The sequence below is a fragment of the Microbacterium sp. LEMMJ01 genome (assembly GCF_002114135.1).
GTDB lineage: Bacteria > Actinomycetota > Actinomycetes > Actinomycetales > Microbacteriaceae > Microbacterium.
This window is the reverse complement of the sequence record NZ_NCTV01000023.1, coordinates 1-24,052: the sequence shown is the minus strand read 5'-3', so window position 1 is coordinate 24,052 and position 24,052 is coordinate 1. Positions and strand designations below refer to the sequence as shown.

Annotated in this window: 29 protein-coding genes and 2 pseudogenes; 17 read left to right on the top strand and 14 right to left on the bottom strand. The window is 64.1% G+C overall.

Features of this window, described 5'->3' with window-relative positions:
• Together B7W94_RS06545 and B7W94_RS06540 are read right to left on the bottom strand one after the other, a co-directional pair.
• Nucleotides 1-273: a DUF6112 family protein gene (locus B7W94_RS06545; RefSeq protein WP_223160667.1), complete on the bottom strand. Its 273-nt coding sequence runs from the start codon at nucleotides 271-273 to the stop codon at nucleotides 1-3.
• A 222-nt stretch (nucleotides 274-495) separates the two neighbouring features.
• Nucleotides 496-885 (bottom strand): heavy metal-responsive transcriptional regulator, encoded by a 390-nt coding sequence (locus B7W94_RS06540; RefSeq protein WP_085605464.1) that lies wholly within the window; start codon nucleotides 883-885, stop codon nucleotides 496-498.
• Nucleotides 886-986: 101 nt separating this feature from the next.
• Between B7W94_RS06540 and merA the strand changes: the two genes are divergently transcribed.
• Nucleotides 987-2,363: a mercury(II) reductase gene (merA, locus tag B7W94_RS06535; protein ID WP_085605410.1), complete on the top strand. Its 1,377-nt coding sequence runs from the start codon at nucleotides 987-989 to the stop codon at nucleotides 2,361-2,363.
• A gap of 92 nt (nucleotides 2,364-2,455) precedes the next feature.
• Here merA and B7W94_RS06530 read toward each other — a convergent pair whose 3' ends face one another.
• The 9 genes and pseudogenes from B7W94_RS06530 to B7W94_RS06495 all read right to left on the bottom strand — a co-directional run bounded on the left by B7W94_RS06530 (nucleotide 2,456) and on the right by B7W94_RS06495 (nucleotide 9,575).
• Nucleotides 2,456-2,722: a DUF6112 family protein gene (locus B7W94_RS06530; protein ID WP_085605408.1), complete on the bottom strand. Its 267-nt coding sequence runs from the start codon at nucleotides 2,720-2,722 to the stop codon at nucleotides 2,456-2,458.
• 23 nt (nucleotides 2,723-2,745) lie between these two features.
• Nucleotides 2,746-3,912: pseudogene (locus B7W94_RS06525) on the bottom strand (M23 family metallopeptidase); the annotation flags it as partial.
• 12 nt (nucleotides 3,913-3,924) lie between these two features.
• Nucleotides 3,925-4,605, bottom strand: a complete 681-nt coding sequence (locus tag B7W94_RS06520; protein ID WP_085605404.1) for a hypothetical protein — start codon at nucleotides 4,603-4,605, stop codon at nucleotides 3,925-3,927.
• Between the two features lie 30 nt (nucleotides 4,606-4,635).
• Nucleotides 4,636-5,652 carry a ParB N-terminal domain-containing protein gene (locus B7W94_RS06515; RefSeq protein WP_085605402.1) on the bottom strand — a complete coding sequence of 339 codons (1,017 nt, stop codon included), beginning with the start codon at nucleotides 5,650-5,652 and terminating at the stop codon, nucleotides 4,636-4,638.
• Nucleotides 5,649-6,503: a hypothetical protein gene (locus tag B7W94_RS06510; protein ID WP_085605401.1), complete on the bottom strand. Its 855-nt coding sequence runs from the start codon at nucleotides 6,501-6,503 to the stop codon at nucleotides 5,649-5,651. The genes B7W94_RS06515 and B7W94_RS06510 overlap by 4 nt, the downstream gene beginning before the upstream one ends.
• Before the next feature lie 96 nt (nucleotides 6,504-6,599).
• Complete coding sequence (locus B7W94_RS17915; RefSeq protein WP_139833274.1) at nucleotides 6,600-6,971, bottom strand: hypothetical protein; 372 nt, start codon at nucleotides 6,969-6,971, stop codon at nucleotides 6,600-6,602.
• Nucleotides 6,968-7,573: a DUF2637 domain-containing protein gene (locus tag B7W94_RS06505; RefSeq protein WP_085605399.1), complete on the bottom strand. Its 606-nt coding sequence runs from the start codon at nucleotides 7,571-7,573 to the stop codon at nucleotides 6,968-6,970. The genes B7W94_RS17915 and B7W94_RS06505 overlap by 4 nt, the downstream gene beginning before the upstream one ends.
• Nucleotides 7,570-8,454: a bifunctional DNA primase/polymerase gene (locus B7W94_RS06500; protein ID WP_139833279.1), complete on the bottom strand. Its 885-nt coding sequence runs from the start codon at nucleotides 8,452-8,454 to the stop codon at nucleotides 7,570-7,572. Before B7W94_RS06500 ends, B7W94_RS06505 begins: the two co-directional genes overlap by 4 nt.
• Nucleotides 8,455-8,492: 38 nt before the next feature.
• On the bottom strand, nucleotides 8,493-9,575 hold the full coding sequence (locus tag B7W94_RS06495) for an ArdC-like ssDNA-binding domain-containing protein (RefSeq protein WP_085605395.1): 1,083 nt from the start codon (nucleotides 9,573-9,575) through the stop codon (nucleotides 8,493-8,495).
• Between the two features lie 387 nt (nucleotides 9,576-9,962).
• Between B7W94_RS06495 and B7W94_RS06490 the strand changes: the two genes are divergently transcribed.
• The 7 genes from B7W94_RS06490 (at nucleotide 9,963) to B7W94_RS06460 (ending at nucleotide 14,654) form a co-directional block, all read left to right on the top strand.
• On the top strand, nucleotides 9,963-10,394 hold the full coding sequence (locus tag B7W94_RS06490) for a hypothetical protein (protein ID WP_085605393.1): 432 nt from the start codon (nucleotides 9,963-9,965) through the stop codon (nucleotides 10,392-10,394).
• A gap of 61 nt (nucleotides 10,395-10,455) precedes the next feature.
• Complete coding sequence (locus tag B7W94_RS06485) at nucleotides 10,456-10,920, top strand: hypothetical protein (RefSeq protein ID WP_085605391.1); 465 nt, start codon at nucleotides 10,456-10,458, stop codon at nucleotides 10,918-10,920.
• A 113-nt stretch (nucleotides 10,921-11,033) separates the two neighbouring features.
• Nucleotides 11,034-11,936 (top strand): DUF6545 domain-containing protein, encoded by a 903-nt coding sequence (locus B7W94_RS06480; protein ID WP_253247397.1) that lies wholly within the window; start codon nucleotides 11,034-11,036, stop codon nucleotides 11,934-11,936.
• Entirely contained in the window at nucleotides 11,933-13,069 is a 1,137-nt protein-coding gene (locus tag B7W94_RS06475; protein WP_085605387.1) for an alpha/beta hydrolase, read from the top strand. Before B7W94_RS06480 ends, B7W94_RS06475 begins: the two co-directional genes overlap by 4 nt.
• 112 nt (nucleotides 13,070-13,181) lie before the next feature.
• Complete coding sequence (locus B7W94_RS06470) at nucleotides 13,182-13,379, top strand: helix-turn-helix domain-containing protein (protein WP_085605385.1); 198 nt, start codon at nucleotides 13,182-13,184, stop codon at nucleotides 13,377-13,379.
• A gap of 85 nt (nucleotides 13,380-13,464) precedes the next feature.
• A complete protein-coding gene (locus B7W94_RS06465; RefSeq protein ID WP_085605383.1) occupies nucleotides 13,465-14,067 on the top strand; it encodes a DUF1819 family protein in 603 nt (200 codons plus the stop codon).
• On the top strand, nucleotides 14,067-14,654 hold the full coding sequence (locus B7W94_RS06460; RefSeq protein WP_085605381.1) for a DUF1788 domain-containing protein: 588 nt from the start codon (nucleotides 14,067-14,069) through the stop codon (nucleotides 14,652-14,654). Before B7W94_RS06465 ends, B7W94_RS06460 begins: the two co-directional genes overlap by 1 nt.
• On the opposite strand, the gene B7W94_RS06455 is transcribed toward B7W94_RS06460, so the two are convergent.
• Nucleotides 14,638-16,034, bottom strand: a protein-coding gene (locus B7W94_RS06455) for an IS3 family transposase (RefSeq protein ID WP_370428832.1) whose coding sequence is annotated in 2 segments (ribosomal slippage) — nucleotides 14,638-15,698 and nucleotides 15,698-16,034 — 1,398 coding nt in all. Because the reading frame shifts where the segments join, the coding sequence is not laid out codon by codon here. The genes B7W94_RS06460 and B7W94_RS06455 overlap by 17 nt on opposite strands.
• A gap of 124 nt (nucleotides 16,035-16,158) precedes the next feature.
• Between B7W94_RS06455 and B7W94_RS06450 the strand changes: the two genes are divergently transcribed.
• From B7W94_RS06450 to B7W94_RS06415, 9 genes and pseudogenes are all read left to right on the top strand, one after another.
• Nucleotides 16,159-17,412, top strand: a complete 1,254-nt coding sequence (locus tag B7W94_RS06450) for an aromatic ring-hydroxylating dioxygenase subunit alpha (protein WP_005054956.1) — start codon at nucleotides 16,159-16,161, stop codon at nucleotides 17,410-17,412.
• 77 nt (nucleotides 17,413-17,489) lie between these two features.
• Nucleotides 17,490-17,996 carry a 3-phenylpropionate/cinnamic acid dioxygenase subunit beta gene (locus B7W94_RS06445; protein WP_231868223.1) on the top strand — a complete coding sequence of 169 codons (507 nt, stop codon included), beginning with the start codon at nucleotides 17,490-17,492 and terminating at the stop codon, nucleotides 17,994-17,996.
• A complete protein-coding gene (locus B7W94_RS06440; RefSeq protein ID WP_005054953.1) occupies nucleotides 17,993-18,319 on the top strand; it encodes a hypothetical protein in 327 nt (108 codons plus the stop codon). The genes B7W94_RS06445 and B7W94_RS06440 overlap by 4 nt, the downstream gene beginning before the upstream one ends.
• Nucleotides 18,320-18,322: 3 nt before the next feature.
• Complete coding sequence (locus B7W94_RS06435; RefSeq protein WP_005054951.1) at nucleotides 18,323-18,520, top strand: ferredoxin; 198 nt, start codon at nucleotides 18,323-18,325, stop codon at nucleotides 18,518-18,520.
• On the top strand, nucleotides 18,517-19,728 hold the full coding sequence (locus B7W94_RS06430) for an NAD(P)/FAD-dependent oxidoreductase (protein WP_005054949.1): 1,212 nt from the start codon (nucleotides 18,517-18,519) through the stop codon (nucleotides 19,726-19,728). The genes B7W94_RS06435 and B7W94_RS06430 overlap by 4 nt, the downstream gene beginning before the upstream one ends.
• Nucleotides 19,729-19,840: 112 nt before the next feature.
• Nucleotides 19,841-19,993: pseudogene (locus tag B7W94_RS18460) on the top strand (helix-turn-helix domain-containing protein); the annotation flags it as partial.
• Nucleotides 19,994-20,035: 42 nt separating this feature from the next.
• Nucleotides 20,036-20,581: an IclR family transcriptional regulator gene (locus tag B7W94_RS06425; RefSeq protein ID WP_223159176.1), complete on the top strand. Its 546-nt coding sequence runs from the start codon at nucleotides 20,036-20,038 to the stop codon at nucleotides 20,579-20,581.
• Nucleotides 20,582-20,742: 161 nt separating this feature from the next.
• Nucleotides 20,743-21,465: an alpha/beta fold hydrolase gene (locus B7W94_RS06420; protein WP_005054944.1), complete on the top strand. Its 723-nt coding sequence runs from the start codon at nucleotides 20,743-20,745 to the stop codon at nucleotides 21,463-21,465.
• A 16-nt stretch (nucleotides 21,466-21,481) separates the two neighbouring features.
• Nucleotides 21,482-22,396 (top strand): alpha/beta fold hydrolase, encoded by a 915-nt coding sequence (locus B7W94_RS06415; protein ID WP_005054941.1) that lies wholly within the window; start codon nucleotides 21,482-21,484, stop codon nucleotides 22,394-22,396.
• 1,037 nt (nucleotides 22,397-23,433) lie between these two features.
• Here the strand turns inward: B7W94_RS06415 and B7W94_RS06410 are convergent.
• Together B7W94_RS06410 and B7W94_RS06405 are read right to left on the bottom strand one after the other, a co-directional pair.
• Complete coding sequence (locus tag B7W94_RS06410) at nucleotides 23,434-23,529, bottom strand: hypothetical protein (RefSeq protein ID WP_370651862.1); 96 nt, start codon at nucleotides 23,527-23,529, stop codon at nucleotides 23,434-23,436.
• Between the two features lie 84 nt (nucleotides 23,530-23,613).
• Nucleotides 23,614-24,052 (bottom strand): integrase core domain-containing protein (locus B7W94_RS06405; RefSeq protein ID WP_216353882.1); only part of this gene is annotated, 439 nt, incomplete at its 5' end.

The following is a 24,052-nucleotide window of genomic DNA, read 5'->3' as shown; positions in this document are numbered from 1 at the left end:
TCACACCTGCTGCCCGACGTTCCAGAAGAAGTTGATCAGCGTCACGGAAGCACCGCAGATGATCGCGGCGCCACAGGAGACGAGTACGCCGAGCTTGCCGCGAGAGGCGAGGTGTGGGTTGGATGAGTTCGCCCCGAATCCCCACACGATCGCTGACACGATCAGTGCGAGCACGGACAGGATCAGCCCGATTGTCATGACGGCGCCGACGATCACGCGCAACTGACCGATCCCGGGCAACCCGGAATCGTTCGGAGTTACGTCGATATTCATCGGCAGAACTGCGGTGAGGGTCGTGATGAGTTCGAACACGGTGGCTCCTTGGCGTGAGCACCGCCCGCGGCGGTGACGGAACAGGGTCGAGAGCCAGGTGCGCAGGTCATCTCCTGCGGGGCATAGCACGATCCGCCAAGTCCACTCGCCGAGCCACGAACTCGGGCACTCGGTCGTACAACCTCAACCGCATGCTGTCAGCGACGATGTTTCGAACGTCCTTCAGAGGTAGCGGCAAATGGACTCTGGCGTGCAGGGTTCGGATGCGGTTGCCGTGGCGTGTGCGCGAAGCTCGACGATGTTGGAGCGCAAGGCCTGCAACTTTTCGATCTGCGCGTCGATGTCTACGAGCTGACGGTCAAGGAGGCCTTGCACGTGATCGCAGGGTGACTGGCCCGAGTCGCGAACATTCAGAATCTCGGCGGTTTGTGCCAGGGTGAGCCCTGCCGCACGTGCCCGGTCAATGAATTCAAGCCTCTGAACTGACTCGTCCCCATAGCTGCGGTACCCGGTAGTGGTGCGCTCTGGCTGCGGGAGTAGCCCGCGCTCTTCGTAGTACCGGAGGGTCGACGTCGTAGTCCTTGCCTTTTCGGCGAGTTCTCCGATTCGCATGATGACCCCTCCCGTAGACAGCTTGACCTTCAACCATACTTGAAGGTGCATTCTTTCAGGAGTGGTCGAACGTACGGCCCGGTTCGATAGGGGGAAGCGCCATGACGCAACACACAGAGTTCGACCTTGCGGTGATCGGGACTGGCGGCGCAGCAATGTCCGCAGCGATCCACGCTCGATTGGAGGGTGCGAGCGTCGTCGCTATCGAGTCCGGCACGCTTGGCGGTACCTGCGTGAACGTGGGCTGTGTGCCTTCGAAAACACTCCTCGCGGCCGCCCACACACGCCACGCCGCGATCACCAATCCGTTTCCCAGCGTCTCCACGTCCGCTGGCGATGTTGACCTTGCTGCGCTGATGCAACAAAAAGACGAGCTGGTCGGCATGCTCCGCCAAACCAAGTACGCAGATATCGCCTCTGCGTACGGGTTCGAGATCCTTCCCGGCAGCGCCGCGTTCGCCAGTCCATCCGCACTGCTCGTAGATGACCGACCGGTGCGTGCCAAGTCGTATCTCATAGCTACCGGTGCAGAACCACTCATCCCGGCTATCCCCGGTATCGAACAGATCGAATACCTTACGTCAACTACAGCGATGGAATTGACCGAGCTACCCGATTCGCTTGTCGTGATCGGCGGAGGTTTCGTCGGTCTGGAACAAGCCCAACTCTTCGCCCGGCTCGGGGTGGACGTCACCGTCATCGGACGGCTCGCCCCACACGCCGAACCGGAACTCTCCTCAGAACTCCGCAAGGCCTTCCTGGCTGACGGAATTACCGTCATTGGCGACCGAGCCGCCAGCATCGCACGTATCGACGGCTTGGTGCACGTGACGACGGGCCGGGGGACAGTGGCTGTGGGTGAACGGGTACTCGTAGCCACCGGCCGCACACCGCGCACCGAAAAACTCGACCTTGCCGCAGCGGGCATTGCTACCGACGAGCGCGGCTTCGTCGTCGTTGACGAACTTCAGCGGACAACCAACCCGGCCGTGTTCGCCGCCGGTGATGTCACCGATGCACCCCAGTACGTGTACGTCGCCGCGATGGCCGGAAAGATCGCTGCGCGGAACGCCCTCGGTAGCTCTGAGCAGGTTGACTACACCGGGATCCCCTCCGTCCTGTTCACCTCGCCTCAGCTCGCTTCCGCCGGGATCACCGAAGCAGACGCCATCGCCGCCGGATACCGGTGCGCTTGCCGCTACTTGCGACTGTCCGATGTGCCCCGAGCGATCGCCAATCATGACACCCGCGGCGGCATCAAGATTGTCGCCGATTCTGACTCCGGCAAAGTTCTCGGCGTCCACGCACTCGCCGACGCTGCTGGCGAGATGATGCTCGCCGCGACCTACGCGATCAAGGCGGGATTCACCGTCACGCAACTCGCCGACACCTGGGCGCCTTATCTGACCATGGCGGAAGGCATCCGCCTCACGGCGAACCTCTTCCGGAACGAACTCCCCACCTCATGCTGCGCCTGATCTCACGGCCAGGCGACTTTGGGCGAACCGAATGGCGGAGAGTCACTTCAGCCTGATCCTGGCTCGGCTCAGGTGCGCAAAGCCATGATTGGCTACAGCTGCCCGCCCACGTTGATGAGCCAGTTGACCCACGTGACGCCGCCTCCGGCGAGGATCGCGGCGCCGAGTGCGACGAAGACCCCGGCGCGCGCCTTCGCGGCGACTCCAGGGTTGCCCGTCGACGTGGCGATGGCCCAGGTGATCGCGCTGATGATGATCATGAGCACCGCGACGATCAGGATGATGGTGAGCATCGCGCCGATCACAACTCTGAGATCACCGATGCCGCTGAGGCTGCCGAAGTCAGGAAACACGTTCATCAGAGACCAACTCCGAGAGCGGAACATCCGGCTCCTGCCGTAGCTTCGGGGAGATCTGCAGCGTCGTGATCATTGAGCCACTTCGCGGCATCCACTGCTTCGCCGTTCGTTCCACCTGGTCGAACCTCGAAGTGCAGATGTGGGCCCGTGGAACGCCCGGATGACCCCACATCGCCGATGTGTTGCCCCGCGATAACGCGCTCGCCGACGGTGACGTGGATCCCGTGCTGCCACATGTGCGCATAGGCGGTCGCGACCGTCACACCGCCGAGGCGGTGCTCGATCACGATGAGGCCGCCGTAGCCTCCGGAGAACTCGGCGACCGTCACGACGCCGTCAGTCGCGGCGAGGATCGGCGTCCCATCCGGCGCTGCGAAGTCTGTGCCGCTGTGGAAGGCGCTCTCGCCTGTGAGGGGATCGGTTCGTGGACCGAAATCACTGGTGTGCACCCAGGTTCGTTCAGGTAACGGGAACACGACGCGCGAGGCCTCCACCACGTCGACGACAGGCGACGCAGGGGCCGATGGTGTCGTCGTGGCTGCCGGTGTGCCACGCGTGAGCGTCGTGAGGATCGTCTCGGCGACGGGCTCGTAGTTGTTGTACCGGTCGGGGTACGCCGACACTTCGACGGCTTGCGCGACTTCCCCCTTACCCATGCTCTGCCAGCCGGGGATGTCGAGGAGACCACGGGGCGAGGGATAGTTGGGGCCGGTCGGGCCGCCGAAGAATGCTTTGGCTTGGTACTCGGGATCCATCAGCTCTGCGACCGAGCCCCAGCCCGATTGCGATCGCATCTGGAACAGGCCGAGTGAGTCGTGATCGGAGCCATTCCCATCGTTCGGGTAGCTGCCGGACTCGGGGTAGGCGCCGGTGTTCGCAAGCTGTCGAAGCGTCGACTCAGTCAGCGCCGCCATCAGCGCAATCTGGATGGCATCCCTCGTGACGCCGTCGATGCTCGATCCGACTGTGATGATCGTCGCTGCGTGTGTGAGCTGCTGCTTGTTCAGGGTGAACGTCTCGCCGTTCGCGGTCGTGACCACGAGAGAATCCGGCACATTTCCGACGGTGAGTCCCGACGAGGCAAGGCACGCGATGACAGCAGGATTCACCACCAGTCCGATGGTGACGAGCCCAAGGGTTGGTGCGAGCAACATCAAGGCGACCAGTGCGATCGCGAGCTTCTTCATCATGAGTCAGTCGTCCTAACGCAGCGGATTGTTCAATTGCGAGAGCCGTAGGACGTAGCAAGGGTCATCGGGCGGGCATGCGATGAAAATCGTGAACGCGACCGGCTGCTCTGCGGTGACCGGGTCGCCGTTCCACACGCCGGATCGATTGCGGATGCCCTCGATCGTGTAAGCGGCGGCGCCGTCGGGGAGCTGCCCTGGGCGAGCCTGTGTGAGCGCGTCAGCCCAGGCGTCCGGCAGGAACGTTGAGGTGATCTCCAAACGCTGCGTCGTTGCGTACGGTCGCAGCTGCGCCCACGCGCTCTGCGTGGGCAGGTAGGTGGCGATGTCGGCGGCGAGTCCCGACTGTTCGAAGCCGGTCGGGTCGGCGACGTCGAGGATGACGGCCGCGTAGTCGAGTGGCAGGAACCCACTGCCGGTGTCCCAGGTGAACAGTGCCGCGGCGACGCTGCGCGCGAACGCCTCGGCGTCGGTGGTCTGTGGGATCGTCGGGATGCGAGACTGTGACGTCGGCTCGCGAGACGGTTCTGTGTTCGGGGCAGCACTTGACGATGGAGGATCGTTCGAGTCAGCAGGTTGGCCGGATCCGATGACGAGTCCGTAGATGCCGATGCCAGCGACAAGGATCGCCAGAGACAGAGCCGCGATGAGGGCGATCAGAGTGCGGCGTGCGCGGGGAGCGGTAGGAAGCTTCATACGGGACAGGTGCGCCGCATCAGTCTCGGTTCAGAGGGCGCGAAGGTTCCCCACCTGGGTCGTCGACTCGGTGTCCGCCCGATCGATGTCCCGCGTGGCACGGAGTTGCTCAGCGACCTGAACGGTGGCTTCGACAACGTGCAGGAACATCTCGACCTCGGCGTCACTCAGTTGGCGAGCCAGTTCATCGACGTCGAAGTGTCGCCACCAGCCGTCGAGTTCCGTCCACGTGACGACGAATGCGCGAATCGGCCACGGCTCGTCGCCGTCGACGCGCGAGGTCAGTGCGATTGGCGAAGGTCGTCGTTTGGGCTTCGGAGCGTTCTTGATGCGCGCAAGTGCTTCCTCAGCCAGCTTTGCCACATCCACAACGTCACCATCGGGTTGGGCTGCGGTCACGAGTTGTCGAGCACGCTGGAAGCTCGGGTGCACGGGAGCGCCTGAGCCGATGAGTTCCAGCTCGGCCGCGATGCCTTCTCGCACGGAGTCGGGCTGACTCTCGTCGTCCGCTATCTGCTGCAGGTAGTTGATCTTCTCCAGGGTCGTGTGAGAGGCGCCCTCCGGGATCATGGCGGCGGCCTGCTCGCGCGCGTCTCCGACAGAATCTGACGGTGCCGCAAATTTTGCGGCACCGTCATTTCCCGGCTGATTCTCGGTGCTAAATCGTGATGCTTCTTGGCGACGGGCGGCATCCTCAGCCATCAACGTTTTGATCTCGCGGTATAGGGCGGCGTTTTCCAGTTGGGTGAGCGACTTGTGCAGCGCGTTGTCGTCTTGCTCAGCAAGCAGGTGTGCAAGCTCGCCCGAGATGCCCGAGCGCACCCAGACTTTGACGTGCATCCACCCCAGTCGCTTGATCGCGGCCAGCCGACGGGCACCACACACGAGATTGCCCTCCGGCGTCACAGTGATTGGTTGCAGCAGCCCGTCCCGTTCGATCGACGCGGCGAGGAGGTCGAGTTCCCCGAGATCCCTGCGGTGACGATGGCCAACGTGGATTGAGTCGACAGCTCGCTCCAGCTCAATGTGCCCGTCGTGCGTGCTCATCGTCCGCTCCCGTGTCTGGGTGCGGACGTCACGATGATCGACACGAGGTCGTCATCGAGCAGCAGGTCAGGAAGAGTCTCGCCAACAAGGATGCGAAGGAGGATGCCGCGGCCGGTGCTCGTCGCGCGATACGCGGGGTTGGGATGTCCGAGCAATGCATGCAGCAGGGCCGACCACGCATCGCCGGGCAGATCGAGGAGCGCACGAGCATGCTTGTCCCGACGCAGCACTTCGTAAGCGCTCTGCCGAGACCCTGCCCGTGCGATCGCGCCACACACGTGCTCGATCGCGGCGCGGGTCGTGCTCTCCGGCCAACCCAACGTCGCGAACAACCCGATTGAGACCTCGATCGCCTGTGTGGCGGTTCCTACGTCGTCACGTTTATTGACGTCTGCGCCATCAGTTTCGAGGTAGTTGTCGACCACATGGAACGCGGGATGGTAGTCGGCGAGCGGATTCTCCCGGTCGGCGAATCGTTCAGGGTCATGGAACGCGGAGACGTGCGGGCGGCGAGCCTGGTGCGTCGCGCACAGCAGCCCCTGCCCGCGCTCTTCGGCAATGCACGTGATCTGCACGCCGCGAGTGACGACGGCCCAGGGGTCGTCAGCCTCGCGCGCCGAACGAGTTCGCATCACGTCGAAGGCTGCGGACGCGGCCTCCCACGGGTCGAGCCCGTGTTTGCGAGCGAGCGCCCCATACTTCTCGGCAGCGAACGCGGCGAGTTCCGCGGCAACGCGGTCGTGTTTCCAGGCGCGGGCTCCCGACTGGCGCAACCGGTGCAGCAGGGTGCGCAACCCTTCGCTCGTGGTGAAGTCCTCGCGAGGGTGCGACGGAGAATAGTGAGTGGTCATGACAAGAGCACCTCCTGCTACGCAGGTGCGCACCCGCTCCCCGCTGGGGAGGTTTGATGCAGATGAGGTACCCATGACAATGTCCGATCTTCACGATCAGGCGGCGCCGATCGAGCTGCGGCCCGCATCCGTTCGAGTGGCACCGCGCCCAAACGCTGACAGCGGAGGGAGGCGACGTGCACGTTCGGCGATGCGTCGGGTGCCGTCCTGTGCCGCTGCGCGCGTGCGCCGATGCAGCTCGGACTGGAAGTTGATCCCCGCACCGGCCACGCGTGCGCTGCTGCGAGCCACAAGGTCGGTCGGGCGTACCCATTCGACACCGCGACCTCGGTATGTCGCAGGATCACGCATCGAGCCCCTGCGCTGATTGCGGAGCCTCGCCAACTCGACCGCTTCGTGCCTCGTCGTGACGTCGGTGGTTTGCGCATCGATGGGGTGGTTGCCGACGTCGGCCGCGTTCTCGTTCATCTCTTGTCCTCAGATTCGTCGGGTGCGGAACGCGCCCGCTCATGTTCAGTAGGTACGCTCGCGAACCAGCGCCCGACGGTCGAAGGATGCACCTCCAGCTCGCGGGCAATGCGCTTGTTTGACCACCCTTCTTCACGCAAAGCGGTCGCCTGTGATTGGGGCGAGAGGAGCGCGTCATCGGTGTGCTCTTCGGCGGCCTCCGGCGTGCGCATGAGCAGCACCGTCAAGTGCGTGATCGCCAGTAATACGACTGGCGGAACGGCAGCGACAGCCGCGGCGAGCACGCTTGGAACGTCGGCATCGGCGGCGACCACCGCGTGGATCGAGTTTGCCGTCACTGAAACGGCTGCGGCTCCCGCAAGCAGCGCCCATGGATACCAGGCGGTGCGTGACCCGGCGAGCGCAACAACTGCAACGGTCGAAACGACGATGACGCCGTCGACAATGAGCGGCCACGCCCATGCTTGCCCCGCACCGATGCCCGAGCGGGCAGCGAGATCCGCCAGGGAGGTAAACGACAGCCAGAACGCTCCCGCAGCGATGAAGACCGTGCCCGCGACGGCCGTGATGATCGCCGATCGGCGCGCCCGAATGCTCCTCATGCCAAGGCCCGAGAATCCGTGACTGGTCGCGGTCGGTGGGGCGGCGTCATGGGGCCGTCCGCGGGTAAGCGTTGAGGCGACGGGCCATGCACGGATCGATAGGCCGAGCGGACGGTCGTCGTCACTTCACGCTCGCTGAGCCCAGCAGTCGCACCCGCGGCCGTGAGAGCGTCGAGCGCCGCTCCTGTGGGGACGTCTTTCTCCGCCATTTTGCAGGCTGCCCAGAAGACGCCATGGTTCCGCTCGCCCTCTTGGAGGCGGGATACCCAACTCGCCAATCGCGTGAGATCAGCGGGCGCCATCTCTGTGGCTGCATCGCGTGGGTTCGCGGACGGCCGTGGAGGATCCAAGAAATCACGAAGGCGCTGTGCGTCGAGCGGATGACCGCTTCCGTGAGCGAGCCGCAACGTCTTGTAGCGCCGTGCTTCACCGTCAATGGTCCGCACCGAGGGCGGCAGGATGATGTAGCCGCCATCGCCACGAAAGTCGATTCCCGCTCGCGCCGACTGCCATGACCTCTGATCCGTGTTGCCCCTCGCAGGGAAGTACAAGTGCAGGCCGCCCGATGGTGTTTCCACCGCTGCGACACAGCCATCTACCAATCCTTCGCGTCGCGCACGCTCCAGCGCCTCGTATCCGTCGACAGTGCCATGAACGTCGACATCGACGACAACGAGTCCCGAGGCGGCACCCGTCGGCATCCCGATGTTTGCGGTGGGCATTGCAGTCCACCAACGCCGCACCAGGTCCGCTTCGGCACTCGCCGCGTGAAATCCTCCCGCGACAGCTGGGCGCTTCCCGCCAGAGACACATGGGAAGACCGGGATGCCGCTCGCTGCCAACGCGAGTGCGCTTCGACCGAGTGGGTCCCCGCGACCCATTCGATCGAGCAGCTGCGCGAATGAATCTGCCACGCTCATCACAGACCCCGCGAGTCGGTCGTTGCCGCGTGTTTCGAGCTGCTCGCGATGGCTGGCGCAGTGTTCGTGCGCGTCGCGGCGGCGGAGTTGGTGCGCCCGTTGGTGCGATCGAGCCCAGGGGGAGTGCCATCGCCGATCATCTGCGTGTCCAGCTGGTCGAGGATTTTCATAGCGGTGGCGCGCACTCGTTTTCCGGTCGCGCGAACGATCTCCGCGGGTTCTTTACCGTCGACGTTTGCGGCCCACGAAGTGACATAGGGGATCGTGTAGTCACGGGTGTCCATGCCGTGCGCGGCGCCAATCATCAGCGCGACGGACTCGGCCTCCACTTCGCCGACGCCCCGGTGCTGCCGTGCGGCATCTTGATCAGGACCGTGCATCAGCACATGGGCGAGTTCGTGAGCAAGAGTCTTCACGCGCGCCGCGGGATCCATGTTCTCTCGGACTTTGACCGTCTTCTCGGTGTAGTCAGTGACACCGTTCGCGCCGTGGATCAGGCCTTCGTGCTCTACATTGAGGAGCTGAAATCCTGCCGCCTCGATTCGCTCGGCGAGTCCCGCCCAGAGGCCTTCCGGTGCTTCGCCCTTCAGCAATGTCGGTGCAGGTGGAGCTGGAAGGGAGCCGCCGGAAGTCTGCGCCGCGTCCCACACGTAGGCGGGACGAACGCCAATCATCTTCGAGCGGACTTCCTCGCTCGGTCGTGGCTTCTCGAATCGGTTGAGTCGTCGCCACGACGTCGGATCACCAGGCGTCGGCGAGGCGAATCGACCGGTCACCGGAGCGAGGATCTGATATCCAGGCTGCCCCTTCTCGACCTGACGGCCCAACTGCTGCCATTGCTTGTACCCGGCCACGTATGACGGCATCGGCTCGGACACGAGACCTGCCTCGAATGCGGCGGCGTGCTGCATCCAGATCAGCAGGGTGTTGTTGAACGAACGGCTGCGAAACCTGGCTGCGAACCGGAGCGCAGCCGCCCAATCCTCACCGGACACCAGCTTGTCGACCGCTTCGGTGAGCTTCTCATGCAGCTCATCGAGCTTCGCTTCGCGGGTGGCACGGCGTTCATCTGTCGACACCATCGGGTGCTCTCCTCTCCGGCGCGCCACGTCGCAGGAGTGCGTGGCGATACACCGGTCAGGTGGGCGAGCGAGTCCACGAACTCTGCGGATGTGATTGCATGTTCCAGCCGCACGACCTAACGACTCGTTCCGGCGCGAGTGCGGACGACAAGGCGTAGATAGCCAGAATCTGGGCATGGTTCACCTCCCTAGGAGTGATCGAAGGGTCCAGAGGGTCCCGGGCGTTGAGCATGCTCAAAACGTGTGGGGATTCGTTTCTAACACCGACCGTTGAGCATGCGCAACCCTTGATTTGTTCATGCTCAACAGCTATATTGAGCATGCGTAACGTGCCGGGATTACCCTGCCGAAGATGCTTCTCACCGCGAGCGAAGGAGGTCAGCGCGCATGACCGACGACGAGAGCGCGACTGCGGCTGCGGATCTTGCGAAGCGCCTGCGGCTGTTGCTCGATGTTGCAATCGCCGAGACCGGCTCCGAGCCGACCTACTCGCAGATCGCGTCGTATCTCCGTGATCGAGGGACCAACCTGTCGAGGTCTCGTTGGACGTACATGGTCAACGGGCACCGGTACGTTCAAGACCCCGCCGTCTTTGCGGGGCTCGCAGCGTTCTTTGACGTCGACACCGACTTCTTGATCGGCGCGAACGACGCCGTAGTTCCCGAAAAGGTCAGTGCACAGCTCGATCTCGTGCGCTCCATGCGTGCGGCGAAGGTCAAGTCGTACGCGGCGCGCACACTTGGAGATATCTCACCGAAGGCACTCCAAGCCATCAGCAAGTTCTTGGATGAGGAAATGACGCACACAGACAAGCAATGACGGCGTCGCTCACGTAGCCGAGTCGATGCCGCGAAGTGCCCTCGAAGGAGGTGAGCGCAACGTGAATATCGAACAGGTCGTTCAGACGGCCGTCTCGGATCTTGCCCTCGGCAGTGTCTTCACCTTCGACGATCTCTACGGTGTTGTGCAGCAACGCAGGGGGCGCCGCCTGCGTATCGTCGAGCTTACCGAGATCGGCGATCATGACGGACTCTGCGCGGTCTGGTTCACGACCGACGAAGACGACATCATCATCCATGCGCGCACGGACTCCGCCCTACATCGCCAGCAGTTTGTTCTACACGAGCTGTCACACATGATCTTGGGTCACTGCGACGGCGACGAGTGCACAGAGGCGGACGTGCTCCTGCCTGACATTCCTCCGCACACTCGCGCACGTCTGCTCAGGCGGCAGGATCTTGATTCCGACACCGAGATTGCGGCGGAGTCTCTCGCGGACCGGCTTGCGGCAGGGATCCGAGGGTCCGCTTTTGCGGAGTCTCGCTACTTCGAGGTCTTCGGATGATACAAACGCTCGTTGCGATCCTGATGTGGCTACTCGTAGCGAGCCTGCTGGTCCTGCGACGCGGGCGCCCTGATCGCAGCATTACTTACGCATCGGTCACGATCGCCACCGCAATGACCCTCAACGTCGACGCGATCTACCTCGCTGTCGATCCCGTCTTCGGCGGAACAAACATCGCGACTCTGCTTTCGGATGTTCTCCTGATGATTGGGCTCTTCTTCCTGGGCCGCGCGGCGATGAAGGCTGGTGAGTATCGTCCCCGGCTGGTGCGAGCCGCCGTCGGGCGCCCCGCGCTGATCCTTGCCCTGGTCACGACGACGGTGTTGTTCTTCTTCATCGACCGAGGTGCGTCGACCGCGACATTCATGCTTGACCTCGGCGACCAACCGGTGACGGCCGCCTACTCAATGATCGGCTTCACCTACTGCGGCATCGTTCTCGCTGCCATGCTCGCGTTGGCGGCACGCCAACTTCGCGTCGGCACCGGGATCCAGCGCATCCCCGCACTCCTCCTGCTCCTTGGCTCGGCGTGCGGCGTAGGCTTGGCCGTCGTGGTCCTCGTAATGGATGTCGCACACGTCGCGGGTCACCTGGAACTGATGCGCACGTTCGGCGAAGCATACGGGCCGCTCTCGCTGCTAACTTTCCTGTTCTTGTGCGCCGGGTTCGCGGGGCAACCAGTTGTCAGGTCGTTGCGTGAACGCACACGGCGCGCGCAGATAGCGCAGATCACGGGGGAGCTGGAACCGCTCTGGCAGCGGGCTACGAGCGTTCGACCGGGGCTCAGCGGCACCGATGCCCTCGGCGCCAGTCTTGACGACCCTGAAGGACGATTGCATCGCGAAGTGGTTGAGATTCGTGACGCCATGATCGATCCACGCGTGACATTCGAGGTGGCGCCTGCTGAAGAAGCTCTCCTGGAACGGGCTGAGGCGCAACTTCTGGGGCTCGACCCGGGCGTGGCGCGCACAGGTTTGCGTGCGGATCGCGGCGACAGCAGCAGGGAGCACGCATGAAGCGGCGGCTCGCGATCGGCGGCGCTATGGTCGTTGCCGCTGGTGCAGCCCTGGGATGGACGATCGCGCGGAAGCTAACAGCACCAGTCGGGCCACGCCGTTTCAAGCTGACCTTGCGCAGCGTTGAGGTCAATGGTGATCGCCAACTTCTTCTGCTCGACCGCACTTGCGATACCGAAGCGCCCGGCACCTACAATCTCTGGTTTGAACGCGGCGGATGGGCGCAACTCGGCAACGAAGTCGAGTATCGCGGTCAGTACCAAGTCGCGCGCGCCCTCGTGGGAGTGACACCAGGGCTCACACCGCGAGAAGGCGATCGAGTCTCGTGGAGCGGCATCTACTTCGCTTCGCCCACCGATGCCGGGCTCGATGCCAGTGACATCGTCATCAGCACCGCCGTCGGCCACGCGCCCGCCTGGCGGCTCAACGGCGACATATCGACCTGGGCGATTCATATCCACGGTCTGGGCAGCCCCCGAGCGGGCACGCTCCGTGGGGTACAGGTCGCCACGGAATTGGGACTCACATCACTCGTAGTGAGCTATCGCAACGATGGTGAAGGGCCCACCTTGGGGTCCGGTCGATCCACGCTCGGCGCCTCCGAAACCGAAGACGTCGAGGCCGCGATCGGATACGCGGTTCGCCGTGGAGCCGAACGGATCGTGCTGTTTGGTTGGTCTATGGGCGCTGCGATCGCACTGCGGATCGCGCATCGGTCGGACTATGCGCCACTGGTAGCAGGGCTCGTGCTTGATTCACCGGTGCTCAACTGGGTCGAGGTCATCAAAGCCAACTGCCAGCGCGCCGGGTTCCCGCGCGGTGCCGGGCTGTTTGCCGTGCCGTGGCTCACCGTTGGTCCGCTCGCGCGCCCGCTGGGGCTGTCGAGCCGAGTCCCGATCCGTGAATTCGATTGGGTGGCGCGCGTCGAGGATCTTGCCGCGCCTACGCTGATCCTTCACGGCACTCGCGATGATTCAGCTCCCATCAGCTCATCACGTGCGCTCGCGAAGAAACGTCCAGACCTCGTGCAGCTGGAGATCTTCGAAGCGGGTCACACGCTGGCGTGGAACTCGGACGCCGAAAAGTGGAGGGCGACCACCTCAGCATGGCTCTCCGGCCGTCTCACCAGTTAAACACTGTCTTGGTGACGCACACAGGATTACACTCGGACAAACCCTACTCAGCTCGGTAGCACTCCGATATCATCGGAGTGACCGCCCATTTGGGCTGAGAGGGAGGACCAACGTGACCGAGCCGTGGCTGTCTGCCGACGACATCGCCTCCCATCTCGGTGTCACCAAGGACACCGTCTACGCGTGGATCGCTGAGAAGAGCATGCCTGCCCACAAAATCGGGCGCCTCTGGAAGTTCCAAGCGAGCGAGGTCGATGACTGGGTCCGCCGTGGCGGTGCAGCCGCACCAGGGGAGCCCAAACCGTCCTGACTACCCGCCCGAAACGCCGCCACCGGCATCAATGTCGGTGGTCACTTATACCTTGATCTACTGCCCATTCTTGAAAGGAGGCCCAATGCCACACAGCACAGGTGATCGTTACGCGCTGTCGTTTACTACTGGCGGCCTCCTCGCGCGGGAGGCCGCCGTCTTGGCACCCGTATACGGCGAACTCCGTGACTGGGCGAAGGTCCGAGACGGTGCAGTGGAGGAGAACCTCCTGCAGACGAGAACCCACAGCACGGGTGTCCGGCGCGTGCGCGAAACCGTCAGCCGTCTGTCGGTGCTCTCGGACCGTGAGCTTGAGATCCTCGCTGACGTCACTGCCTCCGAGCGCGGCCACTTGATGTGGGCCGCCGCGTGTCGTCGCTACGAACTCATCGGGGAGTTTGCGGAGGAAGTGCTCCGTGAGCGTTTCCTCACCTTGGCAGGCACCGTGTCTTACGAAGACTATGACTCCTTCTATCGAACCAAGGCCATGTGGCATGACGAGCTGGAAGAAGTCACGGACCAGTCCTACAAGAAGCTCCGGCAGGTGCTGTTCAAGATGATGGTCGAGGCCGGGCTATTGACCACACAGGGCGCCATCGAGCCTGCGCTTCTCTCTGCCCGCGTGTCCGAGTGCCTCACCGAGCGCACGCCGAGCGACATCCGCTTCTTCCCGACGAGGACGGTCTGATGCCCCTGCAATCCAAGCCCACGCTGGCTCAGCAAGAGGACCACCTGTTCAAGGTGCTCAGTAGCGAACGCTTCCTCAAGATGGAGGGCCTCGGCAATGAGGTCGCCCACTTCATCTACGACTATGATCCGTCGTGGGCGCTTGACGTTGCGCAGGCGAAGAAGCGCATCAAGACCAAGCTCGACACCGAGCTGGGGATCAAGGTTTTCGAGATCAATCTTTATGACTTGTGTGTTGATCTGCTCAAGAAGCGCAACGTCTGGGATCGAGTTCTTGCTGCTGAGCCGTCGATGGACAAGCCAGAGTTCCTCAAGATGCTGCAGAACATGCTTGACCCGCAGATGCATCTCGCCCCTGCGATCAAGGAGCTGATGGCGGCCGAGTCATTCCAGATCCTCTTCCTTACCGGAATCGGCGAGGTGTTCCCGTTCGTGCGCTCGCACACCGTGCTCAACAACCTGCAGACCGTCGTATCTGACAAGCCGATGCTGATGTTTTTCCCTGGCCGATACGAGGTGTCAGCCACTCAGGGCTCAGCGGAAAGTGTCAAGGCGGGTGAGACAGATTCCGTCAGGCGGTCTGTATGAGGGCCTCCTGTGAGGGCTGGTTGATCCAGGCGGCCTCGGGCAGCTTGGGCGCCTGGGGTCGGCGGTGGCCGAAGCGCTCGGGACGGGCGGCGTAGGCCGCGTCCAGGGTGGCCTGGCGCTGGGCGCGGACCTGCCCGGCGGTGCCGAAGTGGACGCTGGCGGGGGTGTGCAGCCCGATCCCGCAGTGGCGGTGCTCGTGGTTGTAGTAGGCGAAGAACTGCTCGGCGAACGCGCCGGCGTCGGCCAGGGACCCGAAGCGCTCGGGGAAGACCGGGGCGTACTTCAGCGTCTTGAACGCCGCCTCGCTGTAAGGGTTGTCGTTCGACACGTGCGGGCGGGAGTGCGACCTGGCCACCCCGAGGTCGACGAGCAGCTGAGCGACCGGTTTGGAGGTCATCGAGGTCCCGCGGTCGGCGTGGATCGCCTCCGGCACGCCATGGATGCCCATGGCGTGCTCGAGCAGGTTCTTGGCGATCTCGGCGTCCTCGCGGGCCGCGATGGTCCAGCCCACGACGAACCTGGAGAAGATGTCGAGCACGACGTACAGGTCGTAGTACACGCCCCGCTCCGGCCCCTTGAGCTTTGTGATGTCCCAACTCCACACCTGCCCCGGCGCCGTCGCGACGAGCTCGGGCCGGGTCCGGGGCGGGTGGCTCGCCTGCCGGCGCCGTTCCCCGGCCATGTCGTGCTCGCGCAGGATCCGGTGCATCGTGGACATCGAGCACAGGTAGGTGCCCTCGTCCAGCAGCGTGGCCCAGACCTGGGCGACCGACTTGTCCGCGAACCGCTGGCTGGTCAACACGGCCAGCACGTGGGCCCGCTCGGCGGCGGACAGCTTGTTCGCCGGTGCCGGCCGCGGTGTCCGTGGACGTGGCGGTGGCGGGTTCTTGGCCCGGTAGTGACTGGCGCGGGAGCGACCCAGCAGCGCGCACGCAGCCGCGGTGCCGACGTGCTCGGCCAGCCCGTCGACGGCCGGGTTGATCACCGCGGCGACCGCGGCGGCTTGTCCGCGCTCTCGGAGAGCGTCTCCAAGAGCGCGTGTGCTTTTCCCATCAGGTCCAGCGCCGCCCTGGTCTTGGCCAGCTCGGCCTCGGCCTTCTCCGCCCGGGCCCGTAGCGCCTGCAGCTCCCGCTCGCGCCGGTCCCGCGGCTTGCTGCCCAGCCCGGACAGCGAGCCGGCGGCCGCGGCCTTGCGCCACTCGATGATGTGGGAGGTGTACAGGCCCTCCCGGCGCAGGATCTCCCCACGCCCAGAGCGGTCCGCGGCGTCGTACTCGGCCAGGATCGCCGCTTTGAACTCGGCGGTGAACGTCCGCCTCTTGGGCCGGTCAGCACGAGGAGCCATAGCCCCATCATCGGTGCCGACGTCAGCAACCGTCATCGTCATCTCAGTATTGGTCCGTTCTCGCCCCGTGCAGTGCGAAGGTCAGCAGTGCTGGTGTCTCACCCCATCCTGACGCACAGGGCTCGAGCGGGAGCGCTTGTTCAGTCGCGCGTGGATCTTCGTGGGTCACGAATCAGAGATCCCTCAGCCCGGCGACTACGTGGTGCGGCGAGTGCTCGACGACTCGTTCATCGTGGTGCGCGACGAGAGTGGCTCCGTCAAGGCGATGTTCAACATGTGCCTGCACCGAGGAATGCAGGTGTGCCGGGCGGAAATGGGCAACGCCTCGCACTTCCGCTGCCCGTATCACGGCTGGTCGTACCGCAACGACGGACGAATCGTGGGGCTGCCGTTCCACGAAGAGGCGTACGGTGGCGAGGCTGGCTTCAATCGCAAGGGAGCCCGCCTGCTTCCGGCGCCGAGCCTCGACAGCTACAACGGGTTGATCTTCATCAGCATGGATCCGGATGCGCCACCGCTGATCGACTACCTCGGCGATTTCGCTTTCTATCTCGACTACTACACGAAGCAGAGCTCCTCGGGCATCGAGCTCCGCGGCCCGCAGCGCTGGCGGGTGAAGGCGAACTGGAAGATCGGCGCAGAGAACTTCGCCGGCGACATGTACCACACGCCACAGACCCACACCTCGGTGGTCGAGATCGGCCTCTTCCGCGAACCGAAGGCGGAGAAGCGTAAAGACGGCAACACGTACTGGGCGGGCAACGGCGGAGGCACGACCTACAAGCTTCCGGAGGGAACGCTCGAGGAGCGGCTGCGCTACGTGGGCTACCCCGACGAGATGATCGACCGGATGAAGGAGGTCTGGTCCCAGGACCAGCTCAATGTGATCGGCGAGAACGGCTTCATGATCTCGGCGGCCTCGATCTTCCCGAACATGAGCTTCGTGCACAACTGGCCGAAGGTGGAAGACGGCGACGACGTGCTCCCGTTCATCTCGATCCGTACCTGGCAGCCGATCAGCGAGAACGAGACCGAGGTGCTTTCCTGGTTCGCCGTCGACGCAGCGGCACCGGAGGAGTTCAAGGCTCTGTCGTACAAGGCGTACCTGATGTGCTTCGGCAGCACGGGGATGTTCGAGCAGGACGATGTGGAGAACTGGGTGTCCCTTACGAACACCGCGAAAGGGAATATGGCGCGGCGCTTGCTGCTGAACAGCCGGATGGGCGTGCTGAAAGACGGCAGATTCGTCGTGGAGCCGCTCGGACCGGACGCGTTCTCTGGCCCGGGCGTGGCCCACGTCGGTTACGGAGAGTACAACCAGCGGCATCTGCTCGAGCGCTGGGCGGACTACCTCGAGACGGAGCCGACCGCGCTGATCATCTCGTCGGTGGGGATGCCGGAGGGGCTGTCATGACCGAGGCGCGCTGGGTTCGACTGAAAGAGTCGCCGCTCGGAGCACATACGACCAAAGCCACGCGGGTGGGGAGTTCGTTGTCGTTCTCGGACGGCCTGCATCTGGAGACGCACAGGTGGCTCGTCGAAGAGGCATACATCCTCGACGAGCAGCGGTACGAGGACTGGCTCGACCTCATCGCCGACGATGTGCACTACATCATGCCCGTGCAGGTCACTACCGCGCTCGGCGCCGGGTACTCGACGTCTCCGGGCATGGCGCATTGGGACGAGAACAAGTACTCCCTGAGCCGGCGGGTCGCCCGCTTCCTCACGGAACACGCCTGGACAGAGGATCCGCCCTCCCGGCTCCGTCACTTCGTCACGAACGTGCGCACCTTCGAGAGCGACGTCCCGGGCGAGGTCGTCGTCGATTCTGCGGTGCTTCTTTTCCGCAGTCGCGGCGACGTGCACGAGCCCGCGGTGATCTCGGCCGGCCGCGAAGACGTTCTGCGACGTGTCGGCGGCGGGTTGCAGCTCGCACGCCGAACCATCACGGTCGACGAGTCGGTCTTGCGCACACAGAATCTGGCGATCTTCCTATGAAACTCGAATGGGAAGGCGAAGAGGACGACCGCATCGCGGCCATCGCAGCAGCAGACGAACGTCAGCGGCTCGAAGACCAGCGGGTAGGGGCTCCGATCTCGATCGCCAATGAGTTCTCGGAGATCCGGGTATCTCGCGTGGAGACACGCAACGGCTCCCGGCTCCTGATCGAGTCGCCGCGATCCGGGCAGTGGGTCGCTCTCGATCCGCTCGAGCTCGAGGCGCTGACCTGGCAGACTACGGCGACGTTCTCCGCCATGATCGCCCAACCGTTCGCACCGATGTTCCCTGAGATAACGCCTGAAGAAGCAGGAGAGGAGTGACACATGCCTGTCGTGAAAGCGGATCTCGGGCTCTGTCAGGGCTACGCCAACTGCATCATGGCCGCGGGAGACTATTTCGATCTCGATGACGACGGCGTCGTGATCCTGCTCAGAACAGAGGTCGACGAGGCCGACCGGAAACGGGTCACCGAGGCGGCGAACAGCTGCCCGGTTTCCGCGCTCCGGGTGGAAGACGAATGACGACAGCGATTGTCGGTGCGTCGATCGCGGGGGTACGGGCCGCGCAGGCGCTTCGGGCAGAGGGGTATCGCGGAGACGTTGTGCTCATCGGCTCCGAGCCCGTGCTGCCCTACGACAAGCCGCCGCTGTCGAAGGGATACCTCGTCGGTGCAGGTGCAGCCGAGGTCACGCTCCTCACGGCGGCGGAGGCGCTCGAGCTTAACATCGACCTTCGTCTCGGTGTGCCGGCGGTAGGTCTGGACCGTGCGTTGTCGGAGCTCCGGCTGGCGAATGGACGGCGGGTCGGCTTCGATGACCTCGTGGTGGCGACCGGCGTCCGCGCGCGGCCGTCGCCGTGGGGTGAAGGCGAGGGAATCCATGTGCTGCGGACACTCGACGACGCAGACCGGCTGCGCGCCGAGCTAGTTCCCGATCGCAGGATCATCGTCATCGGAGCGGGCTTCATCGGCGCCGAGGTCGCCGCGACCGCTCTTGGGCTCGGAGTCGATGTCACCCTGGTCTCGGCGACACGCGACCTGATGTCACGCCGGCTCGGTGACGAGATTGGCGCCCTCTTCTCGCAGAAGCACTCCCGGCATGGCGTACATGCGGTTCTCGGACGGACGGTCGCGCAGATCGACGGTGCGAAGGGAGACTTCCGCGTGCTCCTGGATGACGGTTCCGAGCTCCACGGTGATGTCGTCGTCATCGGCATCGGGGCAGTGCCGAACGTCGAATGGCTCGAGGACTCAGGGCTCGAGATCGACGACGGTCTCGTCTGCGACGAATTCCTCACGGCACTCGGCGCCCCGGAAATCCATGCGATCGGCGATGTTGCGCGGTGGCGGCATCCGGTTCGCGGCGATCTCACCCGTCTTGAGCACTGGACGAATGCGGTCGACCAGGCGCGCTGTGTCGCGCACAACATCGCTCATCCCGACGACCGACGCTCATATCTGCCTGTCGAGTATGTCTGGAGTGACCAGTTCAACTGGAAGCTGCACATCGTCGGTCGCACGACGGCAGTCAACCCCGAGATGGTGACGGACCCTCGAACACCCGACCGGATCGCGTCTCTGTACTCTCAGAATGGTCTGTCATTCGACGGGGCAGTGGTACTGAATTGGCCCCGCGCTCTCGTCGAAGTCCGCCGGTCCATCGCAGCGGGATCGTCGCTTTCCGACGTTCGTGTACGACTGGGCCGGCTGCTCGAATCGGCGTCCGGATAGACCTGGACGGGATCGCCTTGCCCTTGATGGCGGCCCTGAGGGCCGGCAGGAACGATACAGTTTCTGTTGTGCAGAGAAATAGAGCAGCCGACGGAGTCGATGCGGCTCCGCAATACCGATCGAGTCGGTCGACAATGCCCTGAAACTCCTGCTCCTGCTCGGTGAGAAGAACGAACTTCGACTGACGGACGCCAGCAAGCACCTGGGTGTCGCGACCTCAACGGCGCATCGCATCCTCGCGATGCTTCAATGGCGAGGATTCGTGCGGCAAGACCCGCGAACGAAGACATACGGGCCAGGGCCGTCGTTGACCACGATCGCCTTCTCGGTGCTGAGAAAGATGGACATCCCGCAGATCGTGCAACCGATCCTCGAGGAACTCAGCCACCAAGCCGGCGAGACGGTTCACCTCGGCACGCTCGACGGCAACTCCACTCGCTTTCTCGCAGTCTCGGAACCGACGACGGCGGTGCGAGTCGCTTCACGGTTGGGCAAGGAGATGCCGGCCCATTGCACCTCCACGGGAAAGGTTCTCCTGGCGCAGCTCCCGCGAGAACAATTGGACCGTCTCTACCCCGACGAGCAACTCTCACAGGTGACTCCGCAGTCGATCCGTACCAAGACCGAGCTCCTCGCACAACTGGATCTTGTCGCGAAGCAGGGCTATGCAACGAACCGGGAGGAGAGCGAGGAGGGCGTGGCCTCGGTGGCCGTGGCCGTTCCCTCGGCGAGCGGGCTGCGGTTGGCGATCAACGCATCTGCCCCGGTGTTCCGCTTGCCTCCCCGCAAGGTGAAGACCCTCGTCGCACTCCTCGATGAGGCAGCCGTACGTCTGGCCGACCTGACCTCCTGAAGGCTCGTCGTCTCTTTCCCCTGCGACCTGGTGCAGGGGTCGTTCGGCGCGTTCTGAAGAGAGCTCGAGCCATGCTGGACTGTTGGCGCCGCGCAAGCTATTGTGTCTTCTAGTTAGGAACAAGTTCTGCTCAGCAGATAAATATGCGAAGAGGATGATCAATGCAGATCGTACTGGTGCACGGCGGATGGGTAGGCGGCTGGGTGTGGGACGGCGTCGCCGACGAATTGCGCAGAATGGGGCACGAGGTGATCGCGCCGACGCTGCGCGGTCTCGAAGACGGTGACGTGGACCGCTCCGGCGTCACGATGAGCATGATGGCGCGCGATCTGATCGATCAGGTAAGAGAGCTCACCCAGCTCGACATCGTGCTCGTCGGTCATAGCGGCGGAGGTCCGCTCATCCAACTCGTCGCTGAGGCGATGCCCGAGCGCATCGGCCGGGTCGTCTTCGTCGACGCCTGGGTGCTGCGCGACGGCGAGACCATTAACGACGTGCTCCCCGATCCGTTGGTCGCAGCGACGAAGGCGCTTGCGAGTCAGTCCGACGACAACACCATCGTCATGCCGCCTGAGCTCTGGGCCGCGTCTATGCAGGACATGTCCCCGTTCGAGCAGCAGCAGCTCGCCGCGCTCGAGCCGAGGCTCGTCCCAGCGCCGGCAGGCTGGTCCGATGAGCCGATCCGCCTCGACCGGTTCTGGGCGAGCAGCATCCCGTCAAGTTATGTGTTCCTCGCTCAGGACCAGGCCGTTCCCGCTGAGATCTACCAGGCCGCGGCCGGGCGGCTTGATAGTCCGCGCACGATCGAGATCGACGGAAGCCATTTGGTGATGCTCACGCATCCGGAGAGGCTCGCACGGGCCCTCGACGCCGTCATTGCCTAACAGGCCTGGGGAAGCTATGGATTCGATTTCACGCCCAGACGACGTCGCGCCGATCTCGTACACCGAACTGGCGCCGTCGGGTGCGCCTGCTCGGTGGATCGTCCTCGTGCACGGGGGTGGTGCCTCGAACGAGTACTATCTCGAGACGCCCGACGGCCGACAGGGCTGGGCGGCACGATTCGTATCGCATGGCTACGGTGTGCTGGTGGTGGACTGGCTGGGGTTGTCCTATGAGGCGGCCCAACACGTCGATGATCGTGCGGCGTCTGCGCGGCTGGACTATGAGAGCGTGTGCCGAGGGATGGGCGTGTTCCTCTCTGGTCTCGGCCGGAACGTCGTGCTGGTCGTGCACTCGATGGCAGGTCCGATTGGCTTCCGCCTCCTAGAGACGCATGGCGATCTCATCGACGGGCTCGTAGCCGTCGCTCCGGGCCCGCCTGGAAATATACAGGCGGTGCCCGAGATCGTGAGGGAGTCCGACCAGGAGGTCTCCATCCGTGGAGCGGCCATCGACTGGACCATCCCGAAGATGGGTTTCTGGGAACCCACAAGCGCCTTCGTGAACGACAAGGCCATCGGACCCAGCCGGCGGTTCCCCCGCGAGTGCATCGAGGTGTTCCGCCGCACCCTTCGGCCGATCCCGGCCCGGATGCTTTATCAGCGTCAGAACATCGGTGGGAGCCAAATGAGGATCGGGCCGACCGACGCGTTCACGAACAAGCCGATTCTCGTCTTCACGGGTGGAGCCGATACCGACCACCCCTCGCAGCTGGATCAGGACATCGTGGCCTGGCTCACCGATCAGGGCGCCGCCGTCACCTTCTGGTCGTCCGAACTGCCTCTTCTCGCTGGGAACGGCCACTCGCTGATGGTCGAAGACAATAGCGACGAGATCGCTGACGAGATCGCGCGGTGGATCACGGCGCTCTGACTCGCCACCGTATCGTCCCGGCCATTATTTCAGCCGACCCGACGTCCCCAACAGCGGAGGAGAACGCCAGTCGTTTCCTTCGTGTCACTCGAGGGAACGCTGTGCCAGCTCGTTGCCGACTACGACTTGGTCGATCGGGCCCTTGCTCGAACTCCTCATTTCATACGTCTGGCGATGGACTCAAGGGAGATGTTCGCCGACGGCCGCGTGCAACTCCAGGTCATCGGTGGACAGCTGAGGCGTCTGCCACGACGCATCGAGACGATCGGTTCGCAGCTCGAACGGAACGTTCGGGCTGAGCATAAGGATGTTCCGAGACCTCCAGGAACGCGGATGGATCGGTTCGTTGGTCGGGGAGCTGACGACCACCCTGGTTGGCGTGGCGCTTATCGTCGCTGCGGTGCTACTTTCGGTCTCGGGGGGTGGCCCCCAGCTCGCCCCGACGTCGCACTCCTACCGTTCCTAGGGGCGGGGTGGTCGGCCTCGCGGGCAGGCTCCTCGTGCTGAGGCCGCTGCGCACCTCCTTGATGCGCACCACGCTGATCGCCGGATCCTGGCAAACTATCCCGCGACGCGAATTCGCAGGGGGTGTCGGCGCGACTTTCGATCGACGTACAGTGCCGTCCGTTAACAAACGATCGGTTCGTGCGACCGAACTGTCGAACGCCTGTGCATCGCTGCGGCGAGTTCCTCATGGCGCAGTACCTGGGTTTCGCTTCCGGAAGAAGATTTCACGAACCCCAGCGACACGGTGTTGCGGTGACGTTCGACGAAAGAGAAGAAGGATGGCCCGGCGAATCCCAATCGCGCGAAGTCTCGCCTTCGAAATGACAGAAGCGCTCCTGTGCTCGCGCGTCGGTTACTTCGCACCTTCTAGGTGTGACGTTATCAATTAGGGTGATGACGACCGGTGACGGGTACCGGTACCTGCTGAACTCTGTCGTGTCCGGTGACGGCGACCGCGACGCCTCGTCTGTGTTGACGCGGTATTACGCGGAGGCCGGGACTCCTGGCTCGATGTAGCGCCGAGGGGGTCGCTACTGGTCGGTTCCGACGTTGTGTTCAACCCAGTCGCGCAGATGCTTCAACGGGGCGGCTGCGCTGTGTCCGAGGTCAGTAAGTTCGTACTCCACGCGAGCGGGAACCTCGGGGTAGACGGTGCGAGTGAGCAGGCCGTGGTCTTCCGGAAAGTGTCAAGGCGGGTGAGACAGATTCCGTCAGGCGGTCTGTATGAGGGCCTCCTGTGAGGGCTGGTTGATCCAGGCGGCCTCGGGCAGCTTGGGCGCCTGGGGTCGGCGGTGGCCGAAGCGCTCGGGACGGGCGGCGTAGGCCGCGTCCAGGGTGGCCTGGCGCTGGGCGCGGACCTGCCCGGCGGTGCCGAAGTGGACGCTGGCGGGGGTGTGCAGCCCGATCCCGCAGTGGCGGTGCTCGTGGTTGTAGTAGGCGAAGAACTGCTCGGCGAACGCGCCGGCGTCGGCCAGGGACCCGAAGCGCTCGGGGAAGACCGGGGCGTACTTCAGCGTCTTGAACGCCGCCTCGCTGTAAGGGTTGTCGTTCGACACGTGCGGGCGGTAGTGCGACCTGGCCACCCCGAGGTCGACGAGCAKCKGAGCGACCGGTTTGGAGGTCAACGAGGACCAGCGGTCGGCGTGGATC